Origin of the sequence: Enterococcus rotai (assembly GCF_001465345.1) — a bacterium.
GTDB lineage: Bacteria > Bacillota > Bacilli > Lactobacillales > Enterococcaceae > Enterococcus_L > Enterococcus_L rotai.
Genome location: NZ_CP013655.1, coordinates 3,043,574 through 3,064,790, shown reverse-complemented (window position 1 = coordinate 3,064,790; position 21,217 = coordinate 3,043,574). Strand labels below are relative to the sequence as shown.

17 protein-coding genes are annotated in these 21,217 nt (G+C 36.8%); 15 read left to right on the top strand and 2 right to left on the bottom strand.

Annotated elements, in window-relative coordinates:
* Positions 1–146 precede the first annotated feature (146 nt).
* The 8 genes from ATZ35_RS13635 to ATZ35_RS13600 all read left to right on the top strand — a co-directional run bounded on the left by ATZ35_RS13635 (position 147) and on the right by ATZ35_RS13600 (position 7,659).
* Positions 147–581 carry a YwiB family protein gene (locus ATZ35_RS13635; RefSeq protein ID WP_208927716.1) on the top strand — a complete coding sequence of 145 codons (435 nt, stop codon included), beginning with the start codon at positions 147–149 and terminating at the stop codon, positions 579–581.
* 75 nt (positions 582–656) lie between these two features.
* Positions 657–1,289 carry a DNA-directed RNA polymerase subunit delta gene (gene rpoE, locus ATZ35_RS13630; RefSeq protein ID WP_176271434.1) on the top strand — a complete coding sequence of 211 codons (633 nt, stop codon included), beginning with the start codon at positions 657–659 and terminating at the stop codon, positions 1,287–1,289.
* 302 nt (positions 1,290–1,591) lie between these two features.
* Positions 1,592–2,425 carry a PRD domain-containing protein gene (locus ATZ35_RS13625; protein ID WP_208927715.1) on the top strand — a complete coding sequence of 278 codons (834 nt, stop codon included), beginning with the start codon at positions 1,592–1,594 and terminating at the stop codon, positions 2,423–2,425.
* A gap of 21 nt (positions 2,426–2,446) precedes the next feature.
* Positions 2,447–4,441, top strand: a complete 1,995-nt coding sequence (gene nagE, locus ATZ35_RS13620) for an N-acetylglucosamine-specific PTS transporter subunit IIBC (RefSeq protein WP_208927714.1) — start codon at positions 2,447–2,449, stop codon at positions 4,439–4,441.
* Between the two features lie 331 nt (positions 4,442–4,772).
* Positions 4,773–5,129, top strand: coding sequence for a hypothetical protein (locus ATZ35_RS13615; protein WP_208927713.1), 357 nt, complete (start codon positions 4,773–4,775; stop codon positions 5,127–5,129).
* 13 nt (positions 5,130–5,142) lie between these two features.
* Positions 5,143–5,304 carry a hypothetical protein gene (locus ATZ35_RS13610; protein WP_208927712.1) on the top strand — a complete coding sequence of 54 codons (162 nt, stop codon included), beginning with the start codon at positions 5,143–5,145 and terminating at the stop codon, positions 5,302–5,304.
* Between the two features lie 209 nt (positions 5,305–5,513).
* Positions 5,514–6,701, top strand: coding sequence for an elongation factor Tu (gene tuf / locus ATZ35_RS13605; protein ID WP_208927711.1), 1,188 nt, complete (start codon positions 5,514–5,516; stop codon positions 6,699–6,701).
* An 82-nt stretch (positions 6,702–6,783) separates the two neighbouring features.
* Positions 6,784–7,659: a PhzF family phenazine biosynthesis protein gene (locus ATZ35_RS13600; RefSeq protein WP_208927710.1), complete on the top strand. Its 876-nt coding sequence runs from the start codon at positions 6,784–6,786 to the stop codon at positions 7,657–7,659.
* Positions 7,660–7,701: 42 nt separating this feature from the next.
* Here ATZ35_RS13600 and mprF read toward each other — a convergent pair whose 3' ends face one another.
* Entirely contained in the window at positions 7,702–10,290 is a 2,589-nt protein-coding gene (gene mprF / locus ATZ35_RS13595; protein WP_208927709.1) for a bifunctional lysylphosphatidylglycerol flippase/synthetase MprF, read from the bottom strand.
* A 9-nt stretch (positions 10,291–10,299) separates the two neighbouring features.
* The gene (locus tag ATZ35_RS13590; protein ID WP_208927708.1) at positions 10,300–11,019 is read right to left on the bottom strand and encodes an alpha/beta fold hydrolase; all 720 of its coding nucleotides are present in this window, start codon (positions 11,017–11,019) and stop codon (positions 10,300–10,302) included.
* A 176-nt stretch (positions 11,020–11,195) separates the two neighbouring features.
* Between ATZ35_RS13590 and ATZ35_RS13585 the strand changes: the two genes are divergently transcribed.
* From ATZ35_RS13585 to ATZ35_RS13555, 7 genes are all read left to right on the top strand, one after another.
* Positions 11,196–11,813 (top strand): lysozyme family protein, encoded by a 618-nt coding sequence (locus ATZ35_RS13585; protein WP_208927707.1) that lies wholly within the window; start codon positions 11,196–11,198, stop codon positions 11,811–11,813.
* Positions 11,814–11,957: 144 nt separating this feature from the next.
* On the top strand, positions 11,958–14,294 hold the full coding sequence (locus tag ATZ35_RS13580; RefSeq protein ID WP_208927706.1) for a cation-translocating P-type ATPase: 2,337 nt from the start codon (positions 11,958–11,960) through the stop codon (positions 14,292–14,294).
* A 39-nt stretch (positions 14,295–14,333) separates the two neighbouring features.
* On the top strand, positions 14,334–14,567 hold the full coding sequence (locus ATZ35_RS13575; protein WP_208927705.1) for a hypothetical protein: 234 nt from the start codon (positions 14,334–14,336) through the stop codon (positions 14,565–14,567).
* Positions 14,568–14,619: 52 nt separating this feature from the next.
* Positions 14,620–15,534 (top strand): SPFH domain-containing protein, encoded by a 915-nt coding sequence (locus ATZ35_RS13570; protein WP_425250079.1) that lies wholly within the window; start codon positions 14,620–14,622, stop codon positions 15,532–15,534.
* 258 nt (positions 15,535–15,792) lie between these two features.
* Positions 15,793–17,706, top strand: coding sequence for a DNA primase (gene dnaG, locus ATZ35_RS13565; protein WP_208927703.1), 1,914 nt, complete (start codon positions 15,793–15,795; stop codon positions 17,704–17,706).
* A gap of 72 nt (positions 17,707–17,778) precedes the next feature.
* The gene (gene rpoD, locus ATZ35_RS13560; protein ID WP_010764887.1) at positions 17,779–18,885 is read left to right on the top strand and encodes an RNA polymerase sigma factor RpoD; all 1,107 of its coding nucleotides are present in this window, start codon (positions 17,779–17,781) and stop codon (positions 18,883–18,885) included.
* A gap of 158 nt (positions 18,886–19,043) precedes the next feature.
* On the top strand, positions 19,044–21,035 hold the full coding sequence (locus tag ATZ35_RS13555) for a cell division site-positioning protein MapZ family protein (protein WP_208927702.1): 1,992 nt from the start codon (positions 19,044–19,046) through the stop codon (positions 21,033–21,035).
* Positions 21,036–21,217 lie beyond the last annotated feature (182 nt).

Below are 21,217 nucleotides of genomic sequence, written 5' to 3'. Positions count from 1 at the left end.
TTTTAATTCTATCTAGGTTTATAGGCTAGACTTTCGGAAAAAAGACAAAAATGAAGTGTGACCAAAAGCGTCACAATTCATTTTTCCTATTTTTCTGTCAAGTCTAAACGAGCCTATTCACCTTTTAACTTAAGGAGAGTGTTCTAATGGATTTATCACAAGGAACGCCAGTATCCATTCAATTGAAAACAGTTGTGGATCAAGCTGGTGAGAAAAAGAATTTTTATTTTGATTTGGAAGGTCAAATCGTAAAGATTGGCGATACTTTGTATATTCGCTATAAAGAAGAACAAGAAGAGGGCGAACCTGTACCTGTAACGATCAAAGTTGAGCCAGACGGTAAGATTCAGTTGATTCGGGCAGGTGGTCTGAGAATGCGGTTGAAGTTTGCTTATCAGGAACGTTTGGAAACGAGCTATAAAACACCTTATGGGCTATTCCAAATCACGACGTTTACCCGTAATTTACGTTTTAGTTTGAAAGATCAGCCAGTTGCTGGTAGTATTTTGATTGATTATGATTTATACTCTCAGGCAGAAAAAATAGGGGAATATCATTTAGAACTAGAATTTACTGCTTAATTATGCAATAATCAATTGATTTTTTCTTCATGTTTTTGTATGATAAGGAGTAGACTGTGAAAGGACGTGTACCGTTTGGAAATTAATGTATTTGACGGGTTGAACAAAGATGAATTATCCATGATCGAAGTTGCGCACGCAATTTTAGAACAACGTGAAGATGTGATGGACTTCTCTGATTTAGTAAACCAAATTCAAAACTATCTTGGAAAATCTGACAGCGAAATTCGTGACTCTTTAGCACAATTTTATACTGACTTAAATATTGATGGCAGTTTTATCTCTCTTGGAGATAACCGTTGGGGCTTGCGCTCATGGTATCCAATCGATTCTATCGACGAAGAAGTAACACATGGTTTGGATGAAGATGAAGAAGACAAACCTCGCCGTAGAAAACGTAAGAAAGTCAACGCCTTTATTATTGATGCCAATGATGAAGATGTGATCGACTACAACGATGATGATCCGGAAGATGCTGAATTAACGGATGAAGACGATGACGATATTCTTTATGATGATGACGACGATGAAGAAGATGAAGAAATCAAAGCGTATAATTCAGATCTGCAAGAAATCGGTGCAGATTCTGATGACGAAGAAGAAGAGTTACCAGGAATCGAAGAAGATCTGACCATTATTGATGAAGATGATGTGGATGATGACTTCGATGACGAAGATGAATATGCTGATCCTGAAGAAGAAGCATAAAATTTAACATGAGTGTTCTCGAATAGAGACCACTCATGTTTTTCCGTCTAAACTATAAATTGATGGATTTTTAAAATCAGCAGAAAAAAATGAATCAAAATGATTGACAAATGGTCTATATCTTTGTAAACTATCACTGTTAACAAAAACAAATAGCGTTTTCATGTGACTAGATAATACTAGGCATGGAAGAATTTCAAAAAAATATGATATACTCATATTTTGACGGGATTGTTCTATGCTTTTTTTGTTGTCTTGGTACAAGTTAACGGACAATCTACTTCTGCAGAAGAGGAATGTTTATGAAAATTAAAAAGGTGCTCAATCAAAATGCTGTACTCGTCATCGACAAAGAACAAGAAAAAGTAGCTGTTGGCAAAGGCGTGGGTTTTAACAAAAAGAAAAATGATGTGTTATCCCCACAACAAGTAGAGCGGATGTTTGTGATGGAACCTGAAGGCTTGAAAAAGCTTCAAGTTTTATTATCACAAATCGATGAAAAGTATTTTTTTGTCACAGAAGAAATCATTGCTCACGCTGAGACGATTCTTGGTGAAAAGCTGAATGAACATATCAATATTGGTTTAAGTGATCATATTGCGTTTGCTGCTGAGAATATCCAAAATAATATCATTGTGCGAAATAAGCTTTTAAATGAAATCGAGATTCTTTATACAGAAGAGTTTTCAATAGCACAGTGGGCAGTGGATTATTTGACGCAAACGTTAGGGATTCCATTTAGTTATGATGAAGCAGGCTACATTGCGATCCATATCCATAGTGCTCGTAGTGGACGCACGGATAACAGTAAAAGTATCCGTGAGGTCACAATCGTTTCAGAAATTATTCATTTAATCGAGCAGGAATTAGGGATCAACATCCATGATGAAAAGATGAGTCTGAGTTATTCGCGACTAGTGAATCATTTACGATTGTTTATTCACCGTTTTCAACAAAGTCAGTATGCAGTGTTGGACGATGAGATTTTGGATGTCGTAAGGAAGAAATACGCAGAAAGTTATGAGATATCGAAAAAAGTTCAAGTTTTGTTAATGAGAAATTTTCACTATCAAGTACCAAACGAGGAATTAGGTTATCTAGCTATTCATATTGAACGGCTGAAGATGATCAAATAAAAGACAAGGGGAGATACAAAAATGAAAGCATATATGCAAAGAATGGGACGCTCATTGATGCTTCCTGTAGCTGTATTACCAGCTGCTTCTCTATTAGTGGGGATTGCAAACTGGATTGTAGGAACTGTTGGACCAAGTGCTGCAACAACATTTTTAATGAATGGCGGATTAGCTATTCTTGATAATTTGGCATTATTATTCGCTGTTGGTTTAGCTTTAGGCATGTCAAAAGATAAAGACGGTTCTGCAGCACTTGCAGGGTTAGTTGCATATTTAGTACCAAAAGCTGTTTTGAGTACAGCTTCTGTTCAATCTTTAATGGGATTGAAAGACATTGCTGATGTAAGTCCAGGATTCAACAGCATGGGAAACAACGTGTTTGTTGGGATCGTAGCTGGTTTAACAGCTGCTGCAATGTATAATAAGTTCCATAATGTGAAATTGCCAATGGCTCTTTCATTCTTTAGTGGTAAACGTCTAGTTCCAATTATGTCAGCTATTGCTATGTTAGCTATTTCATTTGTACTATTATTCATCTGGCCAGTTGTTTATGATGGATTAGTTGCATTTGGTGAAGCAATCTCTAGTTTAGGTTTTGTTGGAGCTGGTTTGTATGGATTCTTTAACCGTCTATTGATTCCAACAGGATTGCACCATGCCTTGAATTCAGTATTCTGGTTTGACGTTGCAAATATCAATGATATTGGTAACTTCTTGGCTGGACAACAAGCTTTAGATTCAGGTAAAGCAATTATTGGTCAAACTGGTATGTATCAGGCTGGTTTCTTCCCAGTAATGATGTTTGGTTTACCAGCGGGAGCGTTCGCAATCTATCAATGTGCTCGCCCAGAGAAGAAAAAAGTAACAGCTTCATTAATGTTAGCAGCAGGATTCGCTTCATTCTTTACAGGTGTAACTGAACCTTTAGAATTTTCATTTATGTTTGTTGCATGGCCTTTATATGTAGTACACGCTGTACTTACTGGCTTGTCATTAGCGTTCTCTGCATTTATGCATTGGACAGCAGGATTCGCATTTAGTGCTGGTTTTGTCGACTTCTTCTTAAGTCTAAAAAATCCAGTTGCGAATCATCCTTTAATGTTAGTTGTTCAAGGTGTAGCTGTAGCTGCAATTTATTACTTTGCTTTCCGTTTTGCAATCACTAAATTTAATTTAATGACTCCAGGACGTGAAGAAGGCGAAGGCGAAGAAACACCCGACTTAGACACTACAGGTGATAATAAATTTGCAGTCTTAGCAAATAGAATCTATCAAGGTCTTGGTGCTGATGCAAACGTTACGTCAATCGACAACTGTACAACTCGTTTACGTTTAACGGTTAAAGACACAGGAAAAGTGGATCAAGCAAAAATTAAAGCAACTGGTGTTCCAGGTGTGAAAGTAATTGATGACACAAATATTCAAGTAATCGTTGGTACTGAAGTTCAGTTCGTAGCTGATGAAATGACTAAACTTCATAACGGAGCAGCTCCAGTGACAGGTGAACCTATAAAAAAAACTGAAGTGAAAGCTAAAGCACCAAAAGCAACTGCAAAAGAAACTGAATTATACGCGGTTGCAAACGGAAAAGTTATACCAATTTCAGAAGTACAAGACGATGTTTTCTCAGCGAAAATGATGGGTGACGGTTTTGCAGTTATCCCAACTGATGGTGAAGTAACAACTCCTGTTGCAGGTAAAATCACAAGTATTTTCCCAACAAAACATGCTTTAGGAATCCAAACAGATTCAGGTATTGAAGTATTGTTACACATGGGCTTAGATACTGTTGAACTAAAAGGTGCGCCTTTTACTTTACATGTTGAAGAAGGTCAAGTCTTAAAACAAGGCGATAAAATTGCAACAATCGATCTAGCAGCGTTAGAAACTGCTGGTAAAAAATCGGATTTAATTGTTGTCTTCACTAACCAAGATGTGGTTGAAAAGTATGATCTTTATAAAGGAAATCAAACAGTCTCTGCTAATGATTCTATTGGAAAAGTGACTGTGAAATAAGAAAAAAGACTATCCGAGAATAATCTCGGATAGTCTTTTTTCTTTCTATTGATTTATTTTTTTTCTATGATATGGTTAGATTGTACTTGTTTTATGTTATCTAGCTAAACGGACGAGCTTTAGGAAAAAAATAAAAATGGGATATGACAAAAAGCGACAAAGTCAATTTTCCTATTTTTCTGCTAGAGCTAAACAAGCCCGCTATGCTTTTACACTAGGAGGAGATTATCTTGCATGAATAACGCTGGACACAAAGAAGTGCCAGTTGATGATCATACGGTTTCTTTGTGTCATATTGGTAAATATGATAAAGATGAAGGAGCAAAATCACATGATTATTATTAAAGGGAACAATCCAAGGAAAATCGACAAAATTTGGGAATTAGTAAAGAAAGATCACACAGGGAAGAAAATTGCGATTATTGGGTACCCTGGAGCAACTCCACATAATTTTATTCGTGCAAAACAAATGCCTGCATATGAAACAATGACAAAACAAAACACACTTGATAATTTAACGCGTTTTTTAAGAGAGACAAAGGATCGATTTGAAGCAATCATTTTCTATATTGATTGTGAATCTCATTTAATAGAGTCAATAAAGGAAGTAACCAAGTCTTATGAAGAACAGTTTATCTTAACTGTTTACGATGAAAAGGTGTATAAACAAGTGGTTAATGGAGAATAAAGGTGGTAATGGTATGAATGACAATACAGAACAATTAGTAGGATTGATTGAAAAATTTCAAACGGAAGATCTTTCATTGGATGAGGCAATTGAACTTCGACGACTATCAGCAGAATTTGCTAATGCTTGCGGAGAAGCAGTTGAAATCAAGATGGATCAGTTTTATAGAAAATAAACAATTTTAAGAAGTTACAGATTGAAAGGACAAGAATTTTTCTGTCTTTTCTTTTTTATTATCCACTAAAAAAAATTACTTATAAATAGTAAGCAAATAAGTTGTATATTTTTTTTGAAGGTATATAATAACACTATAAAGGTCAGAGATGGTCAATGAACAAATGATCATATACTTAACCTTTAACCAAAATAGGAGGTTTGTAAATTATGGCAAAACAACATTATGACAGAAGTAAACCACATGTAAATATCGGCACAATTGGACATGTCGATCACGGAAAGACAACATTAACCGCTGCGATCACCACAGTATTAGGGAAAAAAGGCCTAGCAAACCCGCAAGACTATGCTAGTATTGACGCAGCCCCAGAAGAACGTGAACGTGGAATTACAATTAATACCTCACACGTAGAGTATGAAACGGAAGCGCGCCACTATGCTCATATTGATGCACCAGGACACGCAGATTATGTGAAAAATATGATTACAGGTGCAGCTCAAATGGATGGTGCGATTTTAGTCGTATCTGCAACAGATGGTCCAATGCCGCAAACGAGAGAACATATCTTGTTATCTCGCCAAGTTGGGGTGAAATATTTGATCGTCTTTTTGAATAAAACGGATTTAGTGGATGATGATGAACTGATCGACTTAGTTGAGATGGAAGTTCGTGAGTTGTTAAATGAATACAATTTCCCTGGTGATGACACACCGATCATCAAAGGTTCTGCTTTAAAATCATTACAAGGTGATCTAACTGCAGAAGCGGCAATCATGGAATTGATGGACACTGTAGATGACTATATTCCAACACCAGAAAGAGATACAGACAAACCTCTATTGTTACCAGTAGAAGATGTCTTTTCAATCACAGGTAGAGGAACTGTAGCATCTGGTCGAATCGATCGTGGAAAAGTAAGTGTTGGGGATGAAATCGAAATCGTTGGGATCAAACCCGATACGCAAAAAGCAGTTGTTACAGGAATCGAAATGTTCCGTAAAACATTAGACTACGGAGAAGCAGGAGACAATGTCGGCGTGCTTTTGAGAGGAATCACTCGTGATGAAATTGAACGTGGTCAAGTAATTGCGAAACCAGGATCCATTACGCCTCATACAAAATTTATTGCCGAAGTTTATGTATTAACAAAAGAAGAAGGCGGACGGCACACACCATTCTTCACAAATTACCGTCCACAATTTTATTTCCGTACAACGGATGTAACGGGAGTCGTTGAGTTACCAGACGGCGTTGAGATGGTTATGCCAGGTGACAATATTACGATCGATGTAGAATTGATTCATCCAATCGCAGTAGAGCAAGGAACAACCTTTTCAATTCGTGAAGGTGGACGAACAGTCGGCTCAGGTATTGTGACTGAAATAGAAAAATAAATAAAAAGGAATCTTTGATGATATTTATCGAAGATTCTTTTTTTATGCTATACTATTTGACAAAAAGCAAGGAGTTAAAAAAATGAACTGTAAGGTTGTACAAGTAGATGCATTTACAACAATTGCGGGACAAGGGAATCCAGCTGGAGTCGTATTTGAAGGTGATAAATATACGACTGAAGAAATGCAGAACATCGCTAAGAAAGTTGGTTTTAACGAGACAGTATTTATTTGTAAAAGCGAAAATAAAGCAGCTACATTAAAATTAAGATATTTTACGCCAGGTCATGAAACACCACTCTGCGGACATGCGACAATAGGGGCGATTTTCGCTTTATACAGTGGAGCAGAAGACCAACAGTTACAAATCGAGACAGGAGCCGGAATTCTACCAATAGTATATGAAAAAAAGGGCCAAAGAATTACAATGAACCAAGCAAAGCCAACATTTATTGATTTTCAAGGTGATCCATTGGCACTTTGTCAAAGTCTTGGCATTAAAATGAATGATCTGCATCCAACTTTACCTATCCAATATGGAAATACTGGCTCATGGACCTTGATTCTACCAGTAGTGAATGCAAAGATTTTAGATAAAATGCACCCAAAACCGTCAATGTTTCCAGATATCTTAACAGAGATGCCTAAATCATCGATCCATCCATTTTCGATTGTTTCAGAACAGGAAGCAATGTTCACTGCCAGACATTTTTCCTCACCATTTTCTGGAACGACAGAAGATTCAGTTACAGGAACAGCCTCCGGAGTGATGGGGGCTTATGCACTGAATCATTTATACAAGCATGACCAAAAGAAAGAAATCAGCGTCTCACAAGGAAAACACGTTCAACGTGAAGGAACTGTTTTAGTACAGGTTAGTCGAGATGAAGAAGTTGGGCACCAGGTCAGTATTTCAGGTACCGCGACTCTAAATAAAGCATTTGACATAATTATATAAAACAGAGGAGAACTAGATGATTTTAGTTCTCCTCTGTTCATTTTATCGTTGATATCTATTTCTAAGAATCCGACGAACCCCATGTACTTTTCGTTGTTTTTCAATTGGAGCGTTGTCTATGATCAATAAAGCAATCATCACGTAGGCAATAAAACTGTCTCTTGAATACAGAGTATATCTAGATACCCACTCAGTAGCGTATTTTTCTTTATAATCACGTAATCCTTGGAATGAATAAAAACGTGAACCAAATTCATAAACAAGATACGCAATTCGTTCTTGGATAAAACTTTTTTTAGATGTTCCTACATTGGATAACGGTGCCATACCTAAATTAAAATAATTAAATCCTTCCTCGTTCATATAGTTGAATAAAGAAATAAATAAGTAATCCATTACCCCAGAAGGTGCTTTTTTGCTATACCGCATCAAGTCGATTGTACCTTCTTCTTTGGTGTAAGTAGGCATAATATTTGCGAAGGCAACAATGTGATCCTCTTGATTTTTGGCAACAGCGATTTTACCACGTTGTAAGTAACTCTCAGAAAAGAAGCCCAACGAGAAGCCTTTTTCCTTACGGCTACCTAGCCATTCGTCAGAAACTTGTCGTAACTCGCTCATAAGTTCCTTAGAAAAAGGCGGGGAGAGCACTTCGAAGCGATAATCTTCTTTTGTAAAACGATTCATGACAGCTCGCTCGCTTTTCATTTTCTTCCCTGATAATGTGAAATTAGGCAGGTCAACGTGTGCTTCTTCCCCCATTTTGATAAAGTCATAGCCAAATTCATGTAAAAACATCACCACTTCTTCAGAGGCCTCATAGAATACAGGAAGATAGCCCCAACGGTCTGCCTCATTGATGAACTGCTCCATGGCAATTGAGAAATCTTCCTTCTTACCAGAAGGATCGCCCATTACAACGCATTTATTATTTAAGGTTTTAAATTGTAACAACACAGTATCTTCACCATTTTGATCTGTATAGATATATATATCTTTGTCTTTAAGAAAAATTAGTTGACTATCGGTATTTCCTCCGTAAGTTGTTAACAGGCGCATTGCTCGTTCTTCATCCAATGGAAGTCCAATTTTATGACGTTTCCCTTCAAGATAACGAATGAATAAGTAACTAAATAGTGTTACTAGTAAAATACCTACAAAACCCGAGAACCAAATTTTTTCTGATGGAAACAAAAAGAACTCAATAAAATGATGTTTGCGGTGAGGGAATGTTGGTAGATTATATACGCCGATCACGATATATAAGATGGTCAACGCAAGAAAGATAATCCCATCGATAGTCACCATTTCCCATGAGTATACAAGTTGTTCTCTAAATAGTTCTCTCTTTGAAAATACAATAATCACGAGCAAAAATGTTAGAAAAATGATTACACCCCAACTAAAATCTTTGATAAAGGTGTAAATCAATGTGACTAAAATTAACCCAATCGTTGGAAGATACGCCCGTTTGACCCGAGCCGCAATTCCTCGTCCTGTGATCAATAATAAAAAACCAAGCAAAATCGCAGGAAGCTGTGTGATTAAGTGAAACGAGAGGGGATTTAACTGTTTTAACCACTTAAAGTGACTGAATGCCTCAGGAATCGTTGCGGAAAGAACGATCATGACACCAGAAAAATACATCAGGAAAACAACAAATTTATGTGCTAATTCCGTTGATAGCTCTCTTGGAATCCCGGAATAACGTGTATTCAAACTATGACTTAGATTTTTTATAAAGAAAATGGCACCGATCATAAAAGGAACAATGTAGTAGAATAAGCGATAAAGTAAAATCCAAGCAATCACAACTTCTCGATCGATTCCTAATGCTGATAGACCAATAATCATCATAATATCAAAACTACCTAATTCACCTGGAATCATTGATACGATCCCAATTACGGAAGCAGCGATGAAAAGGGGCATAACTTGCAGTGGATTCATTTTAACACCCATCAACATACCGATCAGTAAGAAGCTACCTAAAACACCTGTCCATTCTAAAAAAGACGTTAAAATAAGACCAGTACGTGTTTTAGCATCAATATCACCAATATATTCATCTTTTTTAAGCAGACTGGCAATCAAAACAACAGGGAAATACAAGCCGCCACCAATCAGCCAAATCCAATATTGTTGCAAATAATCATTGGTATGACCAAACATAACTAAAAAAAAGGCAAGCAAGCTGTAAATAGATAAGCCTGACATAAGAAAAACCAAAATTTTTGAAAGTGCTCGAACGACTGATTTTCCGTCTGTTTCTTTTCCATAAAACTCTGAGCGTAAGCCAATGCTGATCAAACCGCCAAATCCAGCAATATTATTGATCGTATTGATCATCCAACTACTTTCTAGGAGGAAAAGCTTTTTTGGTTTTTGTTTTAAAATGTTATTTAAGATCACGTCATACCCGATCATAGGAAGAACCGCAATTAGACCAATTAAAAACATGAGTAAGACTTTCCATAACGCAATGTCTTGAAAAATGGTTGTTAGTTGACTAAGCGAGATCGTTTTACTGATCGATAGTAGTTCACGAATAATGATAATCACAACTGAAAAAATAAAGATACTTTTAAAATAGCTGACATGGTCCTTCACCCAATGCAGTATTTTTTTCATGCAATACACCTACTTTTCTTTTAAAAATTTTAAGATTTCTTGATTGAATGTTTTTGGATCTTTTTTAGCAAAAGAATGACCTTGTTTTGCTACGAGAACGAAAGAGGCATTAGGGATTTCTTTCGCTAAATAGATTGAGTGGCTGCGCTTGATAATATCATATCTCCCAACGATCACTAATGTTTTTTTTGAAATTCGTTTTAAATCTGAACGAGAAACACCAATATCGTGTAGCATTAAGTTTATAATCTGGAGCCGTTGAATGGCTTTTTTATTAAATAAGGCTAAAACCTTAAAACAAACATACTCCACGACTGTCAACATTCTTATCGGAAAATGAACCGCTTGAACGACTGTATTTCCAGCATTCAATACTAAACGTCGGACGCTATCAGGATATTTTTTAGCAAAAACAAGAGCAAGGTTGGCGCCATCGCTAAAACCAACAATGTCGGCTTGTTCTATTTGTTCTTGTTTCATGATCAAATAAAGATCGTCTGCCATTAGATCAAATGTCAACGTTTCACTTTCATTCGTTGAGCGGCCGTGACCACGACTATCTATAGTATACACAGTGAAAGAACGACTGAATGTTGGTACTTGCTTTTCAAAATACCTGCCGCTACCACCATTTCCATGAAGCAAAATTAAGGGGCTACCGTGACCAGATACTTCGTAATAAATAAAGCTGTTATCGGCTGTGAGCAAAAGTTTTTTTTCTTTTTTCATAAGTTTACCACCTGTCCTATTCTAGTATATCGGTTTTTAGTTGGATTTAAAACTAAAAGGGGTAAAAGTAAAACACAATTTTTTATTAAAGAATAATAAAGAATCAGCCTTTTTTTAGATTTTTTTTGAATAATAAAGTATGATAAAAGCTACTCAGAAAAAGTTTGGATGATAAGATGGGCAAAATAATGAAAATTGTAAAAAGGTTACTACTCTTGTTTTTTTTACTGCTGATTATTGGTTTAGGTTATTTAGGTTTTAAAATTCGTCAAAATGTTCAGCAAGTAATGACGTATGAAAGTGAAGTAGAGCAAGCAGTTAAAGCAAATAATATACCCGAACATAAAGACTTGGTTTTAGCAATTATTTACACTGAATCTAAAGGGCGTACAGAAGATTTGATGCAGAGTAGCGAAAGCGCCTATGGTAAGCGGCAAATGATCGGGACGACTAAGGAAAGTATTGAGACCGGAGTCGCTTTTTTAGCCCAATCGATTGAAAAAGCCAATGAAGCGGGTTGTGATATTTGGACAGCGGTACAAGCGTATAATTTTGGACTAGATTATATTGACTTTGTAAAAGAACGAGGCGGTAAAAATTCGATTCGGATTGCAGAGGAATACTCTAAAGAAGTGTTATCACCTATATTAGGCAATACCAATCAAAAAACGTATCGTTATTATCGTCCGCAAGCAGTCATTTATAATGGGGGCTACTTATATAGTAACGGTGGGAATATGTTCTATGCAGATCTAGTCAAAATGAATCAACAATTTATTAAGTGGTTAAAATAAGTTCATTACTAAAATATCGATCCTTAAGAATACCATCTATTAAATATAGTAGGAATTCTTAAGGATTTTCTTGAAGTTCTGACTATTAACAAGTAAACTAAAGAAGATGTATTTTTAACAATGAGAAAGTAGGGAACAAAATCCATGACAAATAAGTTTGACCTGAAACAAGGATTGACTCAATCAGAGGTTGAGGAACGAAAAAAACAAGGCTTGCAAAACGATTATGAGGAAAACGTTGCAAAGTCAACGAAAGATATTATTTATGACAACGTTATGACCTTGTTTAACTTTTTAAACTTTGGGATCGCACTTTGTTTGTTATTTGTTGGCGCATACTCCAATTTAGCCTTTTTAGCAATCATACTAGTGAATATGGGGATGGGGATCTACCAAGAAATTCATGCAAGAAATTTAGTACAGAAATTATCCATCGTCGCCAAAGAGAGTGTTCATGTGATTCGTGACGGTAAAGAGCTAGAGATCGATACCAAAGAATTAGTAATAGATGATATCGTTGTGATATCTGCTGGGGAACAAGTTCCCTCTGATTTGGAAGTGTTAGATGGAAAAGCTGAAGCCAATGAAGCGTTATTGACAGGTGAATCTGACTTGATTGAGAAGACTGAAGGCGATATTGTGTTATCTGGTAGTTTTCTAGCAAGTGGACAAGTTTATGGGAAAGTGATTCACGTTGGAGCTGATAATTATGCTGTCAAAATTACAGCAGAAGCTAAAGTGCATAAACCAATTCAGTCAGAATTGGTCAATTCAATCCGTAAAGTCTCTAAATTTACGAGTTTAGTCATTATTCCTTTGGGGATCATTTTGTTTGTGGAAGGTTTTATGATTCGTGATTCAGGAATCGAAGCTTCTGTTGTTGCATCTGCCGCGGCACTACTTGGTATGCTGCCTAAAGGATTAGTTCTTTTGATCAGTATTACCTTAACGACAGGTGTTGTAAAGCTAGCGAAAAAACGCATTCTTGTTCAAGACATGTATTCAATCGAAACACTCGCACATGTTGATACACTTTGTTTAGATAAGACTGGAACAATTACTGAAGGCAAAATGAAGGTTCAAAAAGTAGAAATTTTACATGCAAACTACCATGAAAACTTCCCGCAAGTGATCGGTAGTTATCTTGCAGAAAGTACAGACAACAACATTACGATGCAAGCAATTCGAGATCACTTTGAGCTTTCTAATCGTTATGGAGCGATCAAGACCTTACCATTTTCTTCTGAACGTAAGTGGGGCGCAATCGAATTTAAAGAATTAGGCACGGTTTATCTTGGCGCACCTGAAAAATTAGTTGCGGCTGATCGTTTACCTAAAGAAGTGATTGACGCACAAGAAAATGGCTATCGTGTGTTGATGTTGGGGATTGCTGAAAATATTCCGTTAAATGAAGAGGAAATGCCTTATTTAGAACCATTAGCTGTTTTAGAAATTGATGATCCGATTCGTCAAAATGCGAATGAAACATTAGCTTATTTACGTGAAGAGGGAATTGATCTGAAAGTAATTTCAGGAGATAATCCAGTAACTGTTTCGAATATTGCTCGTCGTGCGGGATTGTTTGGCTATGAATCCTATATCGATATGTCAACGATGGAAACAGAAACCGAAGTACGCCAAGCGGTTCATAATTATACTGTTTTTGGCCGTGTAACGCCTCAACAAAAACGCACGATCGTACGTGAATTGAAAGATCATGATCATGTTGTTGCGATGACGGGGGACGGTGTTAACGACGTTTTAGCATTAAGAGAAGCGGACTGTAGTATTGCGATGGCTGAAGGTGATGGTGCAACGAGACAGATTTCTAACTTAGTTTTATTGGATTCTGATTTTACTACATTGCCAGATGTATTATTTGAAGGCCGACGAGTTGTCAACAATGTAACGAAAGTCGCAAGTGTTTTCTTTATCAAAACCATTTATTCTTTTATCTTATCAATGATTTGCGTCTTTACGACGATTGCATTTCCGTTTATCCCGATCCAGATCACACTGATCGATTTAGCGATTGAAGGCTATCCAGCATTCTTCTTATCATTTGAAAGTGATAAACGAAAAGTACAAGGGAAATTCTTGCCGACCGCATTAAGAAATGCTTCGGTGAACGCAGTGCTCGTTGTATTAAATATTGTTGCTGTTTATTTAATGGGGCAAAATCAAGGTTTTACTCAAATGGAAACAACCACATTGATGTATTATCTATTAATTGGGATTAGTTGTATGGCCGTTGTACGCGCATGTTTACCATTCAATCCATTACGAATTTTCTTAGCAGTTACAACTGTTGGTGGAATTTATGTCGCTGCGATGCTGTTCCATAGTATCTTAGAAGTAGGATTCTTGAATCAGCAAACATTACCGATTTTTGCGGTAATGATGCTTATTAATATCGTTGTTCGAATCATGATTGGTCTTTTCCAACTGAAACGAGCGGGGAAAACGATCAAAGAACTTTAAAATGAAGTGGAGAAGTATGAAAAATAGGGAGGGGCATTTATGAGTGGGGAGTATCAAATGCGCAAGGCAATCGGTAAGTGTTTTCGGTCAGCGACAGATAACTTTAACGGAGTAGTTCGGATTTATGGAAGTCCATACATGTATCGGGTAATAAATGGCATCCCTGAAGAGGGGGCGATGTTGGAAGTCGTGGATTTTTCTAGTACTGAATTATTTGTAACGGTAAACAACTATTTATTCGAAAGTGATGTGAATTATATTGATAATCCTTAATATTCTAATTTTTATCATTGTTCTTGTGTTGATTTTGGTTCTTATCTCAAAAATGGTGATTATTGTTCAACAAGGTGAAGTAAAAATTGTTGAGAGTTTTGGTAAGTATGTAAAAACGATTGATCCTGGACTACATTTTTTGATTCCTGTATTATACAAAGTAAGAGGACGAGTATCATTAAAGCAAACACCATTAGAAATCGACTCTCAAAGTGTGATTACACGTGATAATGTCATTGTAGAAGTCGATGAAGCGATAAAATATCATGTGACGGATGTTCGCGCATTTGTCTATGATAATGAAGATTCAGTTCGATCAATGATTCAAGATTGCCAATCAAATCTACGTGGAATCATTGGGAAGATGGATTTGAATGAAGTTCTTAATGGAACAGAAGAAATCAACGTTAGCTTATTTGAAAGTGTAAAAGATATTACTGCGGGTTATGGATTATCAATTGACCGCATCAATATTGGTGAAATATCTGTTTCAGATGAAATTGTCAATTCGATGAATAAATTAATCACCGCAAGTCGAGACAAAGAATCAACGATCACAATTTCAGAAGGTAGAAAGCAATCAATCATATTAGATTCTGAGGCCAACGCTTCACAAATGCAGATCGATGCTGAAGCTCGTGCTAAACAAACAAATATCGATGCAAAAGCCCGTGCAGAACGTACTAAAATTGACGCAGAGGCTGAAGCTGAAAGAATCCGCATTACAACGGAAGCTGAAAGACAACGTATTTTAGCCTTGAATAAAGCAATCAAAGAAAGTGATCTAAACGAGCAAGCTTTAGCCTATTTGGGGATAGAAGCATTTAAACAAGTTGTTAGAAGCGAAACGAACACCGTTATCCTGCCGAGCAACATGACTGAATTAGGTAATATACCAGTAGTTAAAGAGTTGTGGACTGCACAGGATACTAAAAACCAATCGAACCATAATCACATAGGAGAGTAGTCTCTGTCGTAAATGAAAAGCAGATAGTAGCTATTTGCTTTTTCATTTACTAAAAATAAAAAGGTTACTATAATTATATTATGTAAACAAAAAAGGCGACCATGAAAAGAAAGATGCAATTTACTTGAAAATTAAGTTAAATGTGATACAATGAAACATGTGTAATTGTGTCTTTTGAAAGTCGCGCTGAAGATTTCAGTGCTTTTTTACTGACTATCGCATCATTTAGCTATCGGCTATTTTTTGGAGGTGAGAACAGTGGCACAAAGAATTCCTCAAGAAGTGATCGAGGAAGTGAGACAACGTACAAATATCGTTGATGTTGTCGGACAATATGTTCAATTGAAAAAATCCGGCAAGAATTATATGGGTCTATGTCCGTTTCATGAAGAACGTTCCCCTTCATTTTCAGTAGCAGAAGACAAACAAATTTTTCATTGTTTTGGCTGCGGAAAAGGTGGAACTGTTTTTAATTTTCTGCAAGAAATAGAAGGAATCAGCTTTCCGGAATCAGTACGAAGAGTTGCTGAACTAGAACAAATTCCCGTCAATATCGACTGGGTCAATACAACGGATTCTGACACAGCGGAAAACATCCACAATCGTAAACTGATTGAACTGCATAAAAAAGCTGCGGATCTATATCATCATGTTTTGATGAACACGCAAATCGGTGAACCGGCATTGAATTATTTGTTGGAACGCGGATTGACAAAAGAGCTTATCGAAACATTTAAAATTGGATTTGCTCCTCAAAAACGTGATTTTTTAAGTCAAGTTTTTCAAAATGAAACTGTGGCTGAGCAGTTATCTAAAGAATCTGGTTTGTTTATTCAAAGAGACAACGGCGAATTTTTGGATCGTTTTTATCAACGAGTTATGTTTCCAATCAATGATGATCGCGGAAATGTGATTGCTTTTTCAGGGCGCTTGCTTAAAACAGAAGATTTTCCAGGAGATGATATGCCCAAGTATTTAAATAGTCCGGAAACGGTCTTGTTTAATAAGAGGGACACATTATTCAACTTCGATAAAGCGCGTAAAGAAATTCGCAAAGAGAATACAGTCTTTCTATTCGAAGGATTTATGGATGTGATTGCAGCTTGGCAGGCGGGTATTACTAGCGGTGTTGCTTCAATGGGAACAAGCTTGACCAATGAGCAAATCCGCAAGCTTGAACGAGTAGCGAAAGAATTAGTCGTTTGCTATGACGGTGATACAGCTGGTGTTGAAGCAACCAATAGAGCTATTTCTTTATTGAGTGAGCATAGTCGCTTTCAATTGAGTATTGTCAGCATTCCTGAAAAATTGGATCCAGATGAGTATCTAAGAAAATATGGGAATGACTCCTTCCGTGAGTTAGCGTTGCATGGGCGAGAAACGGTGTTTAGTTTCAAAATGCAATACCATCGTTTGACTAGAAACATGAACAATGAAAAAGAACAGTTGGATTATGTAAATGATTTACTACAAGAATTGATGCTGGTGCAATCTCCGTTGGAGCGGGATCGCTATTTAAATCAATTAGCGCAAGAATTTCAGCTATCGTTTCACTCTTTAGAAGAGCAGCTGAAGCAACTAGAAACAAAACAGCGCTCTACGAAAAGAAGAGAGAGACAGCAGCAAAATGTACCTCCTCCTCAAACGTATGAGATCGATGATATGTTGGAACCGCCTGAGATGCTTGAAGAAATGAGTACTCCTTCCGTTCAAAATAAACTTCCACTCACCAAGGTGGAGAAAGCCGAACGGACATTACTCTATCGGTTGATGAATGAGCAAAGTATTCGTAATCAATTGATTCAGTTGCCGGAATTTAGTTTTGCTCATGATCAATATCAGGAACTTTACTTGTTGTTAGATAGTTATATGAGTATCCATTCTGATTTTCAACTTGCTGATTTTATCGACTATCTAAAAGAAGAAACAATCAAAAAATTAGCAATCGATATTTCCTTACAAACCATTTCAGAAGAAAGCTCTGAAAGAGAAATAACCGATGTGATAAGAGTGATTGAGAATTCTAGTTTAGAAGATCAAATCGCTGAAAAACAACTGCAAAAAAAAGAAGCAGAGAGACTAGGCAATAAACAATTAGTTGATGAACTATCAATTGAAGTGATCGGCTTAGTAAGACAATTGCAAAAAAGTCGTATAGTGTCTCAAAAGTAACCTTTAGACATCGTACTTGACTATTATTTATATATATTTATCCGAATGGAAAAATGAAGGGGGCCTTCTTTCATGGAAAAAGAAACAGAAAAAAAATATGCAGCTGCATTGGCAGCCTTTATCAAAGAAAACAAGCCTAAAGGCAATGTTTTTTATGATGATCTAACAAACACATTAGCAACACCGTTTACATTGAATGCCGACGAAATGGAAAAGTTGATTCAAAAAGTCGAAGATGCTGGTATCAGTGTCGTTGATGAAAATGGTGACCCAAGTGAACATAGTCTTAAAAAAGACGCAAAAGTTGCTGAAAAAGCCCAAATGGAAGATTTATCTGCCCCGACTGGTGTTAAAATCAATGACCCTGTTCGGATGTATCTAAAAGAAATTGGACGTGTTCAATTATTAACAGCAGCAGAAGAAGTAGAATTAGCCCTGAAAATTGAAGAAGGCGATCAAGAAGCAAAACAACGTTTAGCAGAAGCAAACTTGCGTTTAGTGGTTTCCATTGCAAAACGCTATGTAGGACGTGGTATGCAATTCCTTGATTTGATCCAAGAAGGAAATATGGGTCTGATGAAAGCTGTTGAGAAATTTGATTACCGTAAAGGATTTAAATTTTCAACGTATGCTACATGGTGGATTCGTCAAGCAATCACTCGTGCGATCGCTGACCAAGCTAGAACGATTCGGATTCCAGTGCATATGGTGGAAACAATCAATAAATTGATTCGGATTCAACGTCAATTATTACAAGATTTAGGTCGGGAACCAACACCTGAAGAAATCGGTGCTGAGATGGATTTACCAACTGAAAAAGTCCGTGAAATCTTAAAAATCGCACAAGAGCCAGTATCATTGGAAACACCAATTGGTGAAGAAGATGATTCACATCTTGGAGATTTTATTGAGGACCAAGATGCAACAAGTCCTGCAGAACATGCAGCGTATGAATTATTAAAAGAACAACTGGAAGATGTATTAGATACATTAACTGACCGTGAGGAAAATGTATTACGGTTACGTTTCGGTTTAGATGATGGACGTACTCGTACATTGGAAGAAGTTGGTAAAGTTTTTGGTGTAACACGCGAACGGATTCGTCAAATCGAAGCCAAAGCATTGCGCAAACTACGCCATCCTTCTCGTTCTAAACAATTAAAAGATTTTCTAGAATAGTAAGTTTTTATTAAAAATTTGAACAGCTCTTTTCGATTTCTTTCGGAAAGGGCTGTTTTTAAACAATCGTAACAAAAAAGTTAGATAGTACATATTGGAAGAAACGCGATTTTATGGTAGATTAGATTTACGAATGTGTAGAATGTGAGGCGGAATGAATGACGAAACAATGTCCGAATTGCGGAACTGAGATAGACAAGCAAGCAGAAGTATGTCCAGAATGCGGTTATTCTTTTGAAAAAGAGCAAATCAATGAGGAAACAGCAACTAATGAAAAAACTGATTCTAATGAAAAATCAGATCATACTTCTAATTTTTTAAATAAAGAACAAAATGAAAATATCGAATGGTCCGAATTAAAGGATATGAGTATCGGCCACGTAATGACGATGTTCAATGAACAGCAACCTGAAGAAAAGATTGTAGATCCAATTGAAGAGATAAAAAAAGAAAAATCGGAAACAAAAGCGGCATCGATCGAAGAAAAAGCAGCTGAACTAGAAGAACCTGTTTCTGCAGAAGCTAAAACGGATGAACTTGTGAATACCGCTACTTTAGATCAATATATCAATGAACACAAAAACGATACACCAACTATTGAGACCCCTTCTGAAATTGAACATACAGAAGAAACTGATAACGCACCAGAAATAAATGAACAACCAAACACAGCTAGTGCCTCATCAGAATCAAAAGACAAAGGACACGATGACGTGAAATCAAACGAACCTGATCATAAGCCAAGTGAACCAACAACTAACCAAGAAACTGAGCAAACAAAAGAGGTCGTACCAAAAGAAGAAATCACGAAATTTACTAAACCAGAAGACCAGACAATAGAGTCAAAGCCCATTGGTCCAAAAGCTTTGCCTAATACGGCAGCTGAAATTCCATCAAAAAGCAAGAAACCAGAAGAGATCGAAATGGATGCGGCGCCAATTTTCTTTAAAGATGGGGAAGAAGCGAAGTCTGCGAAGGATCAATTTGAGAAACCTACAGGTGAACAGAACGCTTCAAAAGAAGTGAAAAAAGAGGAATCAAGTGCTTCAGTAAATAAAAACTACAAGAAAATGTCGATTGTTTTAGCTGCTGTTGTCGTGCTTTCTGGCGGCTCATGGTTTGCTTATAGTCAAACGCAAAAAAAATCAGCATCTGATAGTGAAGTGACTCAAAAGCAAGATAAAGTTGTTACTCAAACCGAAAAAGAACTAAATAGTTATTTTACAGATGACAAACAATTATTTCTTAAACCAGAGATGGTAAGTGTTAGTCCGAAAGCAATCAAGGAGAACTTAGACACCCTTAAAAACGAAGACAACTATAAAGAGCTTGAAACGCTCTACAAAAAAGTTACAGACAAACAAGCGGCAGTTACAAAGGTAAATGAATTATTCGCTCAACCGATTATCAATGGCAATAAGTTAAATGAGGTAGCAATCAAAGCTGACAAGAAAGTCGATCTCGCTAAACGAGAAGAAAAGGATGATTTTGATAAGCTACTGAATCAAGCAACGGAGCAAGCTACGAGTCAATACGACCAACTACAAAAAGCCAGAGCGGCAGTCGCTGTTTTTTATGAAAACAATGAGTTGACTGAAACATTGTCTAGAGAAAACTATACAGCGGCAAAAAACGAAGTAGATAAGGTCAAAAGTGAAACATTGCGTAAGCCATTGACTGAAGCACTAGCTAAAGCAGATAAATCCTTGACAGAAGCTGAGACAGCAGTTGCGGTACAACAACAAGCACAGGCGGATCAAACCGTTGCTCAGATTTCAGAAACACCTGCAGCTAACAATCAAGGAAGTACCTCACAAGCAGCAAACGGTGTTCAACCAGATTCAAATACTTTTTCAGCACCTAATGCTGATGGCGTGTATACAGATCCTGTGTACTCAGTTAACCCAACTGATATTAGCGATATGAGTAATCCTGCGTGGAGTTGGGCTCCAGGAGTTCAAGAAAAAGTAATTGCAACCTGTATTGAACGTGGCTATATAAAAGCCGGGGGATACTCATTACAGCCAGCTAGAATTATTAATGGCGAAGGCTATTACAATCTATACGGATCAGATAACCAGTATTTGGTGACCATCAATGCAAAAACTGGCTGGTTTAAAGGAAATGCATCTAGAAACGCTGGAAGATAGTCTTGTTTTTACAGAATATGAGTATAAGATTGAGACAGAAGTGTAATGTAGTAGTCGCTTCTGTTCAATTGCTTATTCAAATACTAAGGGTCTGAAACATAACTCTTTGAGTTATGTCCCAGGCTCGTTTTTTCTTCCAGTAACGCTAGATAGGCAATAAATATCAATGACGATTGATATTA

Coding starts and splice junctions, on each gene's coding strand:
- ATZ35_RS13635 (WP_208927716.1), top strand. CDS start 147: ATGGATTTATCACAAGGAACGCCAGTATCCATTCAATTGAAAACAGTT.
- ATZ35_RS13625 (WP_208927715.1), top strand. CDS start 1,592: ATGAAAATTAAAAAGGTGCTCAATCAAAATGCTGTACTCGTCATCGAC.
- nagE (WP_208927714.1), top strand. CDS start 2,447: ATGAAAGCATATATGCAAAGAATGGGACGCTCATTGATGCTTCCTGTA.
- ATZ35_RS13615 (WP_208927713.1), top strand. CDS start 4,773: ATGATTATTATTAAAGGGAACAATCCAAGGAAAATCGACAAAATTTGG.
- ATZ35_RS13610 (WP_208927712.1), top strand. CDS start 5,143: ATGAATGACAATACAGAACAATTAGTAGGATTGATTGAAAAATTTCAA.
- tuf (WP_208927711.1), top strand. CDS start 5,514: ATGGCAAAACAACATTATGACAGAAGTAAACCACATGTAAATATCGGC.
- ATZ35_RS13600 (WP_208927710.1), top strand. CDS start 6,784: ATGAACTGTAAGGTTGTACAAGTAGATGCATTTACAACAATTGCGGGA.
- mprF (WP_208927709.1), bottom strand. CDS start 10,290: ATGAAAAAAATACTGCATTGGGTGAAGGACCATGTCAGCTATTTTAAA.
- ATZ35_RS13590 (WP_208927708.1), bottom strand. CDS start 11,019: ATGAAAAAAGAAAAAAAACTTTTGCTCACAGCCGATAACAGCTTTATT.
- ATZ35_RS13585 (WP_208927707.1), top strand. CDS start 11,196: ATGGGCAAAATAATGAAAATTGTAAAAAGGTTACTACTCTTGTTTTTT.
- ATZ35_RS13580 (WP_208927706.1), top strand. CDS start 11,958: ATGACAAATAAGTTTGACCTGAAACAAGGATTGACTCAATCAGAGGTT.
- ATZ35_RS13575 (WP_208927705.1), top strand. CDS start 14,334: ATGAGTGGGGAGTATCAAATGCGCAAGGCAATCGGTAAGTGTTTTCGG.
- ATZ35_RS13570 (WP_425250079.1), top strand. CDS start 14,620: ATGGTGATTATTGTTCAACAAGGTGAAGTAAAAATTGTTGAGAGTTTT.
- rpoD (WP_010764887.1), top strand. CDS start 17,779: ATGGAAAAAGAAACAGAAAAAAAATATGCAGCTGCATTGGCAGCCTTT.
- ATZ35_RS13555 (WP_208927702.1), top strand. CDS start 19,044: ATGACGAAACAATGTCCGAATTGCGGAACTGAGATAGACAAGCAAGCA.